Origin of the sequence: Blastococcus xanthinilyticus, assembly GCF_008124835.1 — a bacterium.
GTDB classification, from domain to species: domain Bacteria; phylum Actinomycetota; class Actinomycetes; order Mycobacteriales; family Geodermatophilaceae; genus Blastococcus; species Blastococcus xanthinilyticus.
The window spans coordinates 205,700-219,275 of sequence record NZ_VNHW01000010.1 but is presented as its reverse complement, the minus strand read 5'-3'; the positions used below and the strand labels follow the sequence as shown (position 1 = coordinate 219,275).

Here is a 13,576-nt window from a genome sequence, read left to right as displayed (position 1 = left end):
CGGCATCGTGGGGGACGGCATCGTGGGGGACGGCATCGTGGGGGACGGCATCGTGGGGGACGGCATCGTGGGGGACGGCATCGTGCGGGACGGCGGGACGCTCCACGGTCAGCCGATCTCGGAGTCGACCAGGTCCTGCATCCCGGTGCGCACGTCGATGGTCGGCTTCCAGCCCAGCACGTCGAGCGCCCGGGAGATGTCGGCCATCCGCCGGGAGACCAGCACGTCGCGGGGGCGGAACTGCGGCTCGACGTCGACGCCGACCGCGTCGATGAGGGTGCGCGCCAGCTCGGCCACCGAGGTGTCGATCCCGGTGCCGATGTTGATCGGCAGGTTGGCGCGGGCGGCGTCGACGTCCAGGGCCATGACCACCGCCCGGGCGATGTCGTGCACGTGCACGAAGTCCATGGACTGCTCGCCCTTGCCGTCGATCACCGGCGCCTCACCGGACCGGAGCCGCTGCACGAAGTGGTTGATCACCGAGGTGTAGTAGGCGGTCGGCTTCTGGCCGGGGCCGTACACGTTGAAGAAGCGCAGCGCGATCCACGTCATCGCCGACCGCCGGGCGTAGTAGGCCAGCAACTGCTCACCGGTGTGCTTGGCGACGCAGTACGGCGTCAGCGGGTCCAGCGGGTCGTCCTCGGCCATCGGCAGCCGGTCCGGGTCGCCGTAGACCGACGCGCTGGAGGCGAAGACGACCCGGCGCACACCGTGGTCGGCGGCCGCCTTGAACACGTTGTTGCTGCCGACGATGTTGATGTCGACGCTCTCGTACGGATCGGCCTCGCTCTTGTTGATCGACACCGCGGCGAGGTGGACCACCTGGTCGCAGCCGCTCATCGCCCGGTGCACCGCGCCGCCGTAGCGCACGTCCTGCTCGACGAGCTCGACCCGGCCCGTGGCGACCCACTCCGCGACACGGCCGCGGTCCCCGCGGGACATGTTGTCCATCAGCCGGACCCGGTCGCCTCGCTCCAGCAGCAGGGGGACGACGTGGGAGCCGATGAAGCCGGCGCCTCCGGTGACCAGGACGGTGGATGACATCTGCGGTGCTCCTCGGTGCGGGCGTTCGGTCAGCGGGACGCCAGGACGGCGGCCCGCACGGCGGTGGCGACGCGCTCGACGTCGGCCTCGCTCAGGTTGGCGTGCATGGGGATGGCCAGGTGGCGGCGGAACAGGTCCGCCGAGACCGGGCGCGGCGCGGTGCTGCCGTAGACCGGCTGCAGGTGGGAGGCGTAGGTGCCGAAGTTGCACTGCACCCCGCCGCCGCGCAGCTCGCGGGCGACCGCACCACGGTCGACCGACGGATCGAGGGTGAGCACGTAGCTCTGCCACGAGTGCGTCCGGTCCGGGGCGGTGACCGGCAGGGTGACCAGGTCCAGGTCGGCGAGCCGCTCGCCGTAGGCCTCGGCCGCGGCCTGGCGGGCCGCCACCAGGCCGGGCAGCCGCTCGAGCTGGGCCAGCATGATGGCGGCGGCGATGTCGGACAGCTTGTAGTTGTAGCCGATCTCGTCGAACTCCGGGATCGGCAGCCCGGCCTCGCCGGCCCGGCTCAGCGCGCTCTCGATCCCGAAGGCGTGGGTCTTGCGCGCCTGCGCGGCGAGGACGTCGCGGTCGGTGGTGAGCGCACCACCCTCCCCGGCGGTGATGCCCTTGCGACCGTGGAAGGAGAAGCAGGCGGCGTCCCCGAAGCCGCCGGCCGGCCGCCCCCGGTACGTGGCCCCGGCCGCGCAGGCGGCGTCCTCCACCAGCCACAGGCCGCGCGCGTCGGCGATGGCCTGCAGCTCCGCGTAGTCCGCGCACTGGCCCATGGCGTCCACGGCGATAATCCCGACCGTCCGCCCGGTCACGGCCGCCTCGACCGCCGCCGGGTCGACCGTGGCGGTGTCGGCCCGCACGTCGGCGAAGACCGGCGTCGCGCCGGCGTAGACCACCGCGTGACCGGTCGCCGGGAAGGTGTAGTCCGCGACCACCACCTCGTCACCCGGTCCCGCACCGAGCGCGGAGACGGCCAGGTGCAGGGCGGCGGTGCAGTTGTTCACCGGCAGCGCGTGCCTGGTCCCGGCGGTCCGGGCGAACTCCGCGGCGAAGCGCGCGCCGGTCGGCCCGTTGCCGGCGATCCACCCGGAGCGGAAGACCTCCTCCACCGCCCGCAGCTCGGGCTCGCCGATGGTCGGCTGACCGAGCGCGATGACGGGTGGGGGTTGCGAGCTCACGGCGACTCCTGTCCGAGGGGCCTGCGCCTCCGTGCGCAGGCGGTGCGGCACCGCCCGGGGTCCGCTCCCGAGCTGCGCCGGGGCGGGTGCCGCGGCGACAGTACGTGCACGACACCGCTTCTCCCGGTACCGCAGCACCGGGCGGCGTGCTGCGCCCCGTGGTCACCGTGCGGCCCCCGCCTGCCGATGCAGGAGGTCGTGGCGGGGACCGGCCCCGCCTCGAGCACCGGAGGCCCGCACCGTGCCCCGTCCCCAGGACCACGTTCCCGGCGTCCTCGCGCAGAACCGCGGCCACTACGAGCTGCTCGTGGCGATGGTCCGGCACTACGCCGAGCGGGGCGACGTGGAGCACGTGCTCCGGGCGGCGATGCTGGCCGCGAACTACGCCTGGTGGGCACCGACGGGTCTGCTGAGCGATCTCCGGCTGGAGCGCACCGTCGTCTCCGCCGTCCGGGGCTCCGGGTCGGTGACCGTCGACGGCGACCGCCGCGGCGGGCGGGTCCTGCACGTGCTCTCCGAGGCCTACTCCATCGGCGGGCACACCCGGCTGGCCTGGCGGTGGATGGAGCGCGACGAGCGCATCGGCGACGTCGTCCTGACCAACCAGGACGGCGCGGTGCCCGAGCGCCTGGCCGAGTCCGTCCGCGCCTCCGGTGGCGAGCTGTTCGACCTGCGCGCGGAGTTCCCCGGCCTGCTCGACCGCGCCCGCGCACTGCGCGCGCACATGGACCGCGCGGACGTCGTGGTGCTGCACGTGCACCCCTACGACGCCATCGCCCTCGCCGCCGCGAACCTGCCGGGGGTGCGGCCGCCGGTCGTCTACGAGAACCACGCCGACCTGTCCTTCTGGCTCGGCGTCGGGGCCGCCGACGTGCTGTGCGACCTGCGTCCCGTCGTCCGGACCCTGGACGTCGACCTCCGGCGCGTGCCGGGCGACCGGATCGCGGTGCTGCCCATGCCGGTGGAGGAGATGCCGGCGGCCGACGACGGGGAGCTGCGCGCCCGGCTCGGGATCCGCCCGGACGCCGTCGTGGCGCTGACCGTCAGCGACGACTGGAAGGTGGCCTCGGCGTCGGGGCGCGCGATGCACGACGTCGTCGACAAGCTGCTGCACTTCTCCCCCCGGCTCACCTACGTCCTCGTCGGGGTGACGCCGAACGCGCACTGGACCCGCCTGGGCAAGCGCTACCCGGGACGGCTCTTCGTGGTCGGCAAGGTGCTCGACGTGGCTCCGTACCTCTCCCTCGCCGACATCTACCTCGAGTCCTACCCGAGCTTCGCCGGGACCTCGCCGCTGGAGGCCGCCCTGTGCGGTCTGCCGGTGGTCGGGCTGGCCGACGTCCCTGCGGACGAGCCCGCCCACGTCTTCCAGCGGTGGTCCCCCGGGCTCGCGGAGCGCTCCGCCGCCACGTCCGCCGGCCGGCTGGCCGTGACGGTGCACCGCCTCGCCGCCGACCCGGAGCTGCGGCAGCGCGACGGGGCCGAGGCCCGGGCGTCGGTGCGCGCGCTGCACGACAACCCGGGGTGGCGCGGTGCCCTCGAGGCGCTCTACGAGCGGGCGCGCTCCGTCCCGGCCGTCGACCTCGACGACCTGGGTGAGTCCGCGACCGACGACCGGTACCGCACCCTGTTCACCACCTTCAACGCCGCGCCGGCCACGGTGGACCCGCGCGGCACCGTCCGGCCGCTCGGCGAGCTGTACGACAGCACGCTCGAGGCGGACCTGACCGCCGCCATGTTCCGCGGCACGCCCTCTCCGGTCCAGGTGCGGGTGGCCGCCCGGTGGGAGGACCACCCGGCGTGGACCGCCCGGCTGCTCGCGCTGGCCGGCACGTGGCCACGGCTGCGGGTCAGCCTGCCGTTCGTCGCCGACGACGACGTCTCCGGGACCGCCACCGTCGCCCGGCTCACCGACCTGCTCGCCTCGGTGGGCCGGACGACCGAGGACTGCGGGGACGTCGCCCTGGAGCACACCCCCTCGCCCGCCGTGAGCGCCCTGCCCGGCGAGCTGGTGTTCTCGAGCGAGGCCCTCGACCGCCTGGAGGAGCTGGTGGCCTCCGCGCTGTGGCAGGACACGCCCGCCGCGGCCGCGCACGCCCGCGTGCCGGAGCCGGTCGCCGGCTGAGCCGAGGCGTCGGCCGGCGCCCGCACGGCCGCCGGCGGGGCAGGATCGGCGCCGGGCGACCCTTCCGCGCGGCGTGGGGGCGCGAGCAGGCCGCCGGGGGGATACCGTCGCCTCCGATGACTGAGACCCAGAGCGCCGCCGCAGCCGGCTCCGCCGACGTGGCCCTGCGCTATCCCGGTGGAGAACTGCCCCTGCCGCTCACCCGCGGGACGGAGGGGGCCGACGGCATCGACACGAGCAAGCTGCTGGCGACGACCGGCAAGGTCGCGCTCGACATCGGCTTCGTGAACACCGCCTCGTGCACCTCGGAGATCACCTACATCGACGGCGACGCGGGCATCCTGCGTTACCGCGGTTACCCGATCGACCAGCTGGCCGGCAAGGCGAGCTTCCTGGAGGTCAGCTACCTGCTGATCTACGGCGAGCTGCCCACAGCCGACCAGCTGGCCGAGTTCGACTCGCAGATCCGGCGGCACACCCTGCTGCACGAGGACCTCAAGCAGTTCTTCAAGGGCTTCCCGCGCGACGCGCACCCGATGCCGGTGCTGTCCTCGGCGGTGAGCGCGCTGTCGACCTTCTACCAGGACTCCCTGGACCCGTTCGACCAGCAGCACGTGGAGATCTCCACGCTCCGCCTGCTGGCCAAGCTGCCGACCATCGCGGCGTACGCGTACAAGAAGTCGGTGGGCCAGCCGTTCCTCTATCCGGACAACTCGCTGGGCCTGGTCGAGAACTTCCTCCGGATGACGTTCGGCTTCCCGGCCGAGCCGTACGAGGCCGACCCCGACCTGGTCAAGGCGCTGGACATGCTCTTCGTCCTGCACGCCGACCACGAGCAGAACTGCTCGACGTCGACGGTCCGGCTGGTCGGCTCCTCGCACGCCAACCTGTTCGCCTCCGTATCCGCCGGCATCAATGCGCTCTTCGGCCCGCTGCACGGTGGCGCGAACCAGTCCGTGCTCGAGATGCTCGAGAGCATCCGCCGGGACGGCGGCGACATCCCGTCGTTCGTCAACCGGGTCAAGAACAAGGAGCCCGGCGTCAAGCTGATGGGCTTCGGCCACCGGGTCTACAAGAACTACGACCCGCGCGCGGCGATCGTGAAGCAGACCGCCGACACGGTGCTGGACAAGCTCGGGGGCAACAACGAGCTGCTCGACCTGGCCCGCCAGCTCGAGGAGATCGCGCTCTCCGACGACTACTTCGTCGAGCGGAAGCTCTACCCGAACGTCGACTTCTACACCGGCCTCATCTACCAGGCGATGGGCTTCCCGACGCGGATGTTCACCGTGCTGTTCGCCCTCGGCCGGCTCCCGGGCTGGATCGCCCAGTGGCGCGAGATGATCGCCGACCCGACGACCAAGATCGGCCGCCCCCGGCAGATCTACACCGGCGCCACCGAGCGGGCGTTCGTCCCCCTCGACGCGCGCTGAGCACGGCCCCCGTCCGCCTTCCCCCTCGCAGGCCCCGGGGGAACCCGCGGACGGGGCCCGACCGGGCCGGGTGACCCTGCGGGGTCACCCGGCCCGTTGCGTCCCCGGCGGCGGTCCCTACGGTGGGTGGGCCCCGTACTGAGAGGACCGCGCATGGCCGAGCACCCCGGTGAGGACGTCCTCGTCCTGCCGCCCATGCCGCTGGCGACCGGTCAGCTGCTGGAGCCCGACGGGGACGGCCCTCCCGTGCGCATCACCAAGCTGGAGTTCGTCGTCTCCACCGAGGACGGCGGCGAGCTGCGGATCCCGCTCGTGCAGCGGCACGGCGCCTGGTGGGCGCCCTGACCGGGCACGTCCGCCGCACCGCGCAGAACTCCCCCGGTTTTCACCCCACCCCGGACGGGTGACCCGTCCGGCACTCTTTTTCAAGCATCTCCCCCGGCGCGTCGATGGATGTGCGGGAGCTCCTGGCCACACCGGCCCCACGAGCCCCGTCCGTTCCGACGAGACCGCCCGGGGGTCGCAGTGCCTGCATCGCGTACACCTGCGCGCGCGACCACCCCCCGCCGGGCTCCCGCGGCCCGGACCGCGACTGCCCGCGCCACCACGCCGCGGGCCGCCACCGCTCGCACCGCCACGCCCCGCACCGCCACGGCCCGTACCGCCACGGCCCGGACCGCCACGCCCCGCACCGCCACAGCCCGGACCGCCACGCCCCGCACCGCGCCGCCCCGCACCTCCGCTCGTGGTGCCGCCCGCCCGTCCCTGAGCGCGGCGGAGGCCGCCGCGGTCCGGGAGGCCATGGCCCTGCGCGAGGGGTTGGCCCTGCGCGAGGGGATGGCCCTGCGCGAGGGGATGGCCCTGCGCGAGGGGATGGCCCTGCGCGAGGCGCTGGCCCGGCGCCCCGACCTCACCCCCGAGCAGCTGGCCGCCGCCCGCGCGGCGCTCGCCACCCGCCCCTCCCCCGGCGGAGCGGGCCGGCGCGCCGCTCCGCGGACCGCCACCCGTGGCCGCCCGGCCGCCGGCCGCGCCGCGGCCCGCCGCGCGCCCAGCCGCACGCGGGCAGCCGCCCGGCGCGGCGAGCGCACCGGTTCCCGCTGGTCCACCCGGCTCGGCGTCGTCGCCAGCAGCGCCCTGCTCCTCCCCGCGGTCCTGGCGCTCGCGCTCCCCGGCGCCCCGGCGCCCGAGGGGGCCGGGTCGGCGGTGGATCCCACCACCCTCGCGCTGACCGCCCGCAGCTCGCTGCTCGAGCAGGCCGACTCCTACCGCCGGCTCGAGCTGCAGGCCGACCAGCGCCGCGCCCGGCTCGCCGAGACCCTCGCGGCCGAGCAGTCGGCGCGCGACGAGGTCACCGCCGGTCAGCTCGCCGTGGGCGCCCGCGCGGCGGCGCTGTACCGGGCCGACGCCACGACCCGCGTCCCGGTCCTCGCCCTCGACGTGCACCGGGCGGCGGACACCTCCGGCGTCCTGTTCCGGCAGTCCCTCGCCGAGCGCGCCGGAACCGAGCTCGAGGGCGCCGTCGCCCGCGCCGAGGGCAGCCGGCTGCGGCTCGAGGCGGCGGCGCTGGACGTCGCCGACGCGCGGGCCGCCGTGGCCACCACCGAGCGGGCGGCGGACGCCGTCCTCGCGACCCTCCGGGCCGAGGTCGGCGACCTGCCCCCCGAGGTCTCCGCCCGGCTCGCCGGGCTCGGCCCGATCCCGGCGGCCGGCGCGCAGCAGCAGCGCAACGCCGCCGCCATCGCGCGCTGGCAGGAGTACCTGGCCCGGCTCTCGGCGGCCGGCATCCAGCCGCCCTCCGCCGCCGACCTCACCGATCCCGGCGCCCTGCCGGCCGGCCTCTCCCCCGCGCTCGGTGCCGACGGCGCACCCGTCCCGGGCGTGGTCTGGGCGGTCATCGGCAACGAGCCGGTGACCGTGCTGCCCGCGGAGACGGTGGCCGCGGTGAGCAACGCGCTGTCCCAGCTGGGCAAGCCGTTCGTCGCCGGGACCACGGGGCCGGAGACCTACGACTGCGCCGGATTCACCGCCGCCTCCTGGCTGCTCGCCGGGTACGCGCTGCCCGGCTCGCCGGAGGCGCAGTGGAGCGGCGGCGCCGCAGTGCCGACGGACTCCCTGCAGCTCGGTGACCTGGTCTTCTCCCCGGGCGGCCGGGACGTCGGCATCTACCTCGGCGAGGGCGACGTCGTCGGCGCCTCCGCCGCCACCTTCCAGGTGGGCGTCCGCGCGCTGGCGCCCGGCTCCACGGCGGTCCGGGTCCCCCTGGGCGCCGCCGCGGTGGCGAACCCCGCCCTGCCCGCGGCCCCGGACACGGGCGCGTGCGGCGCTCCCCTGCCCAAGCCCGGGCCGGTGAGCCCGGAGTGGGGTGGCTGGGCCAACGGGCGCATCCCGGCCGAAGCGCTGTGCAAGCTGTCCACCGCCGGGCACGCGCTCCGCTGCGACGCCGCCCGGTCCTACGCCCAGCTGGATGCCGCCTACGCCGCGGAGTTCGGGACCCCGCTGGTCATCACCGACTCCTACCGGTCCTTCGGCGCCCAGGTGGCCGCGTACTACCGCAAGCCGAAGCTGGCCGCGGTGCCGGGCACGTCGAACCACGGCTGGGCCCTGGCGGTCGATCTGGGCGACGGGATCAACCGGGCCGGCAGCCCGCAGTGGAACTGGATGACGGCCAACGCCGCGCGCTTCGGCTTCGTCCAGCCCGACTGGGCGGGGCCCGGCGGCGAGAAGCCCGAGCCGTGGCACTGGGAGTACGGCGTCATCTCCTGACTGCCTGCCCCCGGGTGGACCGCGCTACAGCCAGGGCAGGTCGACGGCTGCGCGCCACGGCAGGGTCACGCTCGCCTCGCTGGCCTGGCCGGCCAGCCGGCGCGCGACGCCCGGTCCGGCGCAGACCACCGGCCGGTGCGGGGTGACCACGAGGTGCATGTCGGGCAGGGCCAGCCCGGCGGCGCCGATGCGCTGCAGCATCAGCTCCGGCGCGACCAGCGCGGCCGAGGCCAGCACCGGCACCGCGCCGTGGGACCAGAGCGCCAGCGGCCCCTCGACCCGCAGCTCCAGCGAGACGTCGTGCGCCCGGCCGGTGGCCGCCGACCGCGTGCGGTGCAGGACGACGGTGCGCGCGGACGGCGACGGCGCCCAGGGCACCGCGATCCCACCGCGGACGACGACGACGGTCCAGCCGACCCGGGTCCGCCCGGCGTCGGCCCAGTCGAGCACGGCGATCCCACCCTCGGCGGCCGCCGCGTCGGTCACCGGCCGGCGGGCCACCCAGGTGCGCAGCGCCGCGGCGATGCCGGCCGGCGTGCCCGGGACGCCGGCGGCGCTCATCGCGTCGGCGAGGTCGACGAGCGGCACCCGGTCGGTGCGCTCGTCCTCCTCGACGTGCAGCACGGTGCCGGCGCCCGGCCGGCGGACCAGGTCCAGCCGCAACGGCGGGGTGGCCAGCGTGGGGAGGAGCTCGCTCGCGACGTCCCGGAGATCGGCGACGTCGACCGGTGCGGTGCGGAACCGCTGCAGCAGCCGCGGCGACGTCCCGGCGCCGAAGAGGCCGGCGGTCACCGGCGGCTCCCGGGGGCGAGGAGGGTGCGCAGCGGCTCCGGCAGGCCGGCCAGGCCGAGCACACCGGTGAGCTCCGCGGGGCTGAGCCGCACCGGCAGCACGTCGGCGTCCCAGCCGGTCGCCAGCCGCACGCGGGCCGTCGACGCCGGCCAGACCGCCTCGCGGGCGGCGGCCACGTGCAGCTCGGTCAGCACGTCCTGCAGGTGCACGGCGCTCACGGGGTGCAGCGACCGGTCCGCCAGCGCCGTCCGCACCGTGTCGGCGAGCAGCTCGCGGGCCGCCGCGTCGAGCCAGTGCGGAACGAGGATCGGCGCGGCGGCGTCCCCGGCGGGCAGCGCGCTCATGCGGCGCGACCGCGGGTGCACGGCCCGGCTTGCGAGCCCGCCCGGAGGGCGGAGCTGCGGATGCCCGGGCCTGTCGTCACGGAGTGGATATCGGCAGGCGCGAGACCCGATGGACCCGTTGGCCGGGGTCTTTTCCCCAGGCGCCACGGGAGACCGGCCCGTGACGCAGCACGGCCCCCGTCGGGGATCGACGGGGGCCGTGCGGCGGGCGGGCGGGACCCGCCGGGCTAGTCGGCGAGCTCGGCGAGGCGGAGCTTGAGCGCCTTCTCCACCCGGTCGGCGTAGACGTTCATGTTCCGCACCGAGGTGTTGAGGTCGCTGGACAGCTGCGTCTTCGTCTGCCCGCCCCAGGTGGTCAGGTACCAGGTGGCCCAGCCGAGCACGTTGGGCTGGCCGGCGCGCTGGTCCGGCCGCGCGCCCGGGTCCGGTGCGCAGGCGGCGGTCAGGGCGTGCGACAGCAACGTCTGCTCCGCCTCGCCCATGATCTCGTCCGGCGCCTCCGAGGAGTCCGGCAGCAGGATCTCGGTCGCGTCGGGCGCGCCGTCGAGCGACTGCAGGTTGCGCAGCCCGTTCAGGGTGGCGACCGTCTGCGAGTTGCGCCGCAGCGTGGCCACGCTCTGCCCCATGTAGGCGGCGAGCTCCTTCTCGCTGGGCCGGCGCTGGTGCTCGGCCATGAACGCCGCGACGGCCTTCTGCTGCTTGTGCTCGGTGTCGGCCGCGGTGCGGCCGTGCGCGTTGCGGCCGAGGTCGTGCACCCACTTGGACAGCTGCGTGGCGAGGAAGGCGCCGAACGGGACCGACTTGGTCTCGTCGTACTGCGCGACGGCCTTCAGGATCCATTCGAACACCTGCTGGCCCAGGTCGTCCGGGTCGGGGAGGTGCAGGCGGATCGTGCTCATGTTCCGCTGCAGCCGCTTGAGGCTGACCGGCCCGTAGTGGCGGCACAGGTCGCTCAGGAACTCCGGCGGGAGGTCGCGGGGCGCGCGGCGCCGGACCGAGGTCTCGGCCCGGAGCCCGACCGTCGTGACCCCGCGGCCGGCGCACGAGGCCTTCACCCAGTCGGCCAGGACCGCGGCCGTTCCGCAGGCCCCGTCGACCCGGTAGAGGCCGTCGCCCTGGTCGTAGCTCACCGAGACGCCGTCGGGCAGGTCGGCGCGGAAGTCGTCGAGCGGCAGCTCGTGGTCCACCCGGAAGTGCACCCGGTCGCGGGGGGTGATGGGCGCCAGCGCCCAGCCGGCCGCCTCGGGGATCCCGCCGAAGACCAGGGGCTGGCGGGCGCGGTCCCGGTCGTCGGCGGTCGCGCGGGTCGGGAACGGGGAACGGTCGGGCATGGGGAACTCCTGGGCACTACGGGGAAGAAGAGGTGCCGGGGCGATGAAGAGGCGCCGGACGGACGGCACCGGCGTGCCGCTCGCCCAGGCGATCAGGCCGGGATGCGCTCGCCGGGGCCGGGAAGCCGCGGCGACGGGATGGAACCGGCCGGGGTGGCGCCCGGCAGCACGTCCAGCAGGTCCGCGGCCAGGGCGTCGGCCCGGCCGGCACCCGCCGTGACGTGCTCGAGCAGGGCGGTGGCGGCGGCGCGCTCGGCGCCGCTGGGCTCCGCGGTGTAGACCGGCATGTGGTCGTACAGCGAGGTGAAGACGGCCGACACGAACGCGTAGGCGGCCTGCGCCTGCGGCGAGAACTTGGCGACGGCGGCGCGCGGACCGAGGTCGATGCCGACGGTCACCCGCACCACGCGGTCGTCCTTGCTCAGCCCGGTGACGGAGAAGACCACCTCGTCGTGCTCGGCGGCCAGTGCCGCCAGCGCCGCCAGGCACTTGCGGGTCGCGCCGCGGCGCGGCCGCAGCTGCACGTGGACCACCACGGACTCCGGCTCGCCGGTCTGGTCCCCGGCGCCCGAAGCGGTGAATGCGTTGCGTGCCATCTTGATCGCCCCCTGTCACTTGCGTAGGGAGAAATCTGCCGCATGCACGCACCGGACACGGCACACAACTCGCTGTGTCCGACGCAGTTGTCGGGGGGAACCTTCGGCAATAGTTGCCCGTGTCGCGGTGGCCTCAGGCCGCCGGACCGTCGACTTGGCACGGTCTGCCGAGGTGGACCCCCCGGCAGCCGTCCAGTTGTGTCAGTCCGCCGGCCGCGCCGTGCCCGCCTCGGCGGGGTCGGGGCCGGCCCCGACCACCTCGGCCGCCGGCACGTCGGCGTCCGGCAGCGGCTGGGGCGCGAACGCGGCGAGCGCACCGAGCGTGTCCGCGGTCACCTGCGCGGCGAGGAGGTTCGCCTCGGCGATCTGCCGGTAGACCTCCTCGCGGTGGATCGCCACCTCGCGGGGAGCCTTGAAACCGAGCCGGACGGTGCCGCCCCGGACCTCGACGACGTGGACCTCGATGTCGTCGCCGATGCGGATCGTCTCGCCGACGCTGCGGGTGAGTGTGAGCACGGGTACCCCTCCATGGGTGTGTGTGGTGGCCGTCCTTGGCGCGCCCGCGGAGCGGGCTCGGAGCTGTGGCGGACCCGCCGGGGCGGGTGTGGAGCTGCGGTCCCGGGGACCGCGCCCCCGAGAGGTTATCGGCGGAGGCGCCGCCGGAGCGGGAGCGAGCCGTCGGGTTGCACGACCTGCCGCGCCCGGTGCGTCGCGGGGGCGACGACGACCGGGGCGCGGAGGTTGGCGGTGGCCTCGGCCACCTCCCCGCCCGGGACGGTGACCAGGCACAGCACCTGGGCGTCCGCCGCGTCGGCGAGGCCGAGCTCCGCCCGCACGGCGGGCGGCACGACGGGGGCGTACTCCGGGAAGTACTCCCCCGCCGCCACCGCGAGGAACCGCGGGCCGTCGAGGGCGACCGACTGGAGCCAGAACAGCAGCCCGGCGGCGTCCCCGGCGACCAGCACGTAGTCGGCGTGGTCCGGGAACCCGGGCAGCGGCTCGGCGAACGACAGCACCTGGACCGGGGGCGGGCCCGGTGCCGTCGTCCGGCTCGCCGCCGGCGCCTCCGTGACGGCGATCATCAGCGGAGGTAGTCCATCAGCGTCGGCGAGATGGCCTTCGCCGTCGCCTGCAGCGCCGCCTGGTAGCCGACCTGCTGCATCTGCAACCGCATGATCGTGTTCGGCAGGTCCACGTTCTCGACCTCGCCGAGCTCGGTCTCCAGGGTCAGCGCGAGGTCGCTGTTGATCTGCTGCTCGCGCTCGACCCGGGCGGCCCGCGCGCCGACGTCGGCCACGCCCGAGAGCATCCGCTTCATGGCCACGTCCAGGTCGTCGAGCCCCTGGGCGAGCGCCGCCGGGTCGTTGACGAGGTCGTCGGCGATCCGGCCGACCAGGGCGAACAGGTCGTCCCCGGCCGGCCCGAAGGCCTCAGGCCCGGTGATGTCCACGCGCACCTGCTCGGTGAAGGACACCCGTCGCATCACGTCGGCTCCTGCCGCCCCGGCCAGCCCCTGGTAGGCGCCGGTGTCGCTGTCGTAGGCCTTGCCGCCGGTGCCGACCCCGCCGAAGACGGGGCGCCCCTGGATGGTGGTGTTCGCGAGACCCAGCAGGCTCTCGCGGAGCGAGGCGACCTCGGTGGCCAGCGCCTGCCGGCTGGCCGCGGACGAGTTGCCGGTGCTCGCGCCCTGCACGGTGAGGTCGCGGACCCGCCGGGTGACGTCGAGCATGCTCTGCAGCGTGGAGTCGGTGATCGACAGCCAGCTGTCGGCGTCGGAGATGTTCCGGCCGAACTGCTCGACGGCGGCCTGCTCCGACCGGGTCTGCATGGCCTTGTTCGTGCCGGTCGGCGAGTCCGACGGCGCGTTGATGAGCCGGCCGGAGGTGAGCTGCTGCTGCAGCTTCCCGACCGCCTCGAGGTTGCGGTTGAGCCCCTGCAGGCTGGTGAGGGTGACGGCCTTCTGCGTGATGCGCACT

Annotated in this window: 13 protein-coding genes; 4 read left to right on the top strand and 9 right to left on the bottom strand. The window is 75.2% G+C overall.

The window, feature by feature from the left end; translation table 11 throughout:
• Positions 1-108: 108 nt before the first annotated feature.
• Positions 109-1,044, bottom strand: coding sequence for an NAD-dependent epimerase/dehydratase family protein (locus BD833_RS16275; protein ID WP_166534178.1), 936 nt, complete (start codon positions 1,042-1,044; stop codon positions 109-111).
• 29 nt (positions 1,045-1,073) lie between these two features.
• Positions 1,074-2,216, bottom strand: coding sequence for a DegT/DnrJ/EryC1/StrS family aminotransferase (locus tag BD833_RS16270; RefSeq protein ID WP_208092710.1), 1,143 nt, complete (start codon positions 2,214-2,216; stop codon positions 1,074-1,076).
• 241 nt (positions 2,217-2,457) lie between these two features.
• Between BD833_RS16270 and BD833_RS16265 the strand changes: the two genes are divergently transcribed.
• The 4 genes from BD833_RS16265 to BD833_RS16250 all read left to right on the top strand — a co-directional run bounded on the left by BD833_RS16265 (position 2,458) and on the right by BD833_RS16250 (position 8,537).
• Positions 2,458-4,341 (top strand): glycosyltransferase family protein, encoded by a 1,884-nt coding sequence (locus tag BD833_RS16265; protein ID WP_166534177.1) that lies wholly within the window; start codon positions 2,458-2,460, stop codon positions 4,339-4,341.
• Between the two features lie 116 nt (positions 4,342-4,457).
• The gene (locus tag BD833_RS16260) at positions 4,458-5,774 is read left to right on the top strand and encodes a citrate synthase (protein WP_166534176.1); all 1,317 of its coding nucleotides are present in this window, start codon (positions 4,458-4,460) and stop codon (positions 5,772-5,774) included.
• Positions 5,775-5,927: 153 nt separating this feature from the next.
• Positions 5,928-6,119 (top strand): hypothetical protein, encoded by a 192-nt coding sequence (locus tag BD833_RS16255; RefSeq protein ID WP_166534175.1) that lies wholly within the window; start codon positions 5,928-5,930, stop codon positions 6,117-6,119.
• A 456-nt stretch (positions 6,120-6,575) separates the two neighbouring features.
• Complete coding sequence (locus BD833_RS16250) at positions 6,576-8,537, top strand: D-alanyl-D-alanine carboxypeptidase family protein (RefSeq protein ID WP_243737716.1); 1,962 nt, start codon at positions 6,576-6,578, stop codon at positions 8,535-8,537.
• Between the two features lie 24 nt (positions 8,538-8,561).
• On the opposite strand, the gene BD833_RS16245 is transcribed toward BD833_RS16250, so the two are convergent.
• From BD833_RS16245 to flgL, 7 genes are all read right to left on the bottom strand, one after another.
• Positions 8,562-9,329, bottom strand: coding sequence for a hypothetical protein (locus tag BD833_RS16245; RefSeq protein WP_166534173.1), 768 nt, complete (start codon positions 9,327-9,329; stop codon positions 8,562-8,564).
• The gene (locus BD833_RS16240; protein ID WP_166534172.1) at positions 9,326-9,673 is read right to left on the bottom strand and encodes a hypothetical protein; all 348 of its coding nucleotides are present in this window, start codon (positions 9,671-9,673) and stop codon (positions 9,326-9,328) included. Before BD833_RS16240 ends, BD833_RS16245 begins: the two co-directional genes overlap by 4 nt.
• A gap of 227 nt (positions 9,674-9,900) precedes the next feature.
• The gene (locus BD833_RS16235) at positions 9,901-11,004 is read right to left on the bottom strand and encodes a sigma-70 family RNA polymerase sigma factor (RefSeq protein WP_166534171.1); all 1,104 of its coding nucleotides are present in this window, start codon (positions 11,002-11,004) and stop codon (positions 9,901-9,903) included.
• A 92-nt stretch (positions 11,005-11,096) separates the two neighbouring features.
• Positions 11,097-11,600: a hypothetical protein gene (locus BD833_RS16230; RefSeq protein ID WP_166534170.1), complete on the bottom strand. Its 504-nt coding sequence runs from the start codon at positions 11,598-11,600 to the stop codon at positions 11,097-11,099.
• Between the two features lie 201 nt (positions 11,601-11,801).
• Positions 11,802-12,116: a carbon storage regulator CsrA gene (csrA, locus tag BD833_RS23300; RefSeq protein WP_166534169.1), complete on the bottom strand. Its 315-nt coding sequence runs from the start codon at positions 12,114-12,116 to the stop codon at positions 11,802-11,804.
• Positions 12,117-12,241: 125 nt separating this feature from the next.
• A complete protein-coding gene (gene fliW, locus BD833_RS16220) occupies positions 12,242-12,682 on the bottom strand; it encodes a flagellar assembly protein FliW (protein WP_166534168.1) in 441 nt (146 codons plus the stop codon).
• Entirely contained in the window at positions 12,682-13,575 is an 894-nt protein-coding gene (gene flgL, locus BD833_RS16215) for a flagellar hook-associated protein FlgL (protein ID WP_166534167.1), read from the bottom strand. The genes fliW and flgL overlap by 1 nt, the downstream gene beginning before the upstream one ends.
• Position 13,576 lies beyond the last annotated feature (1 nt).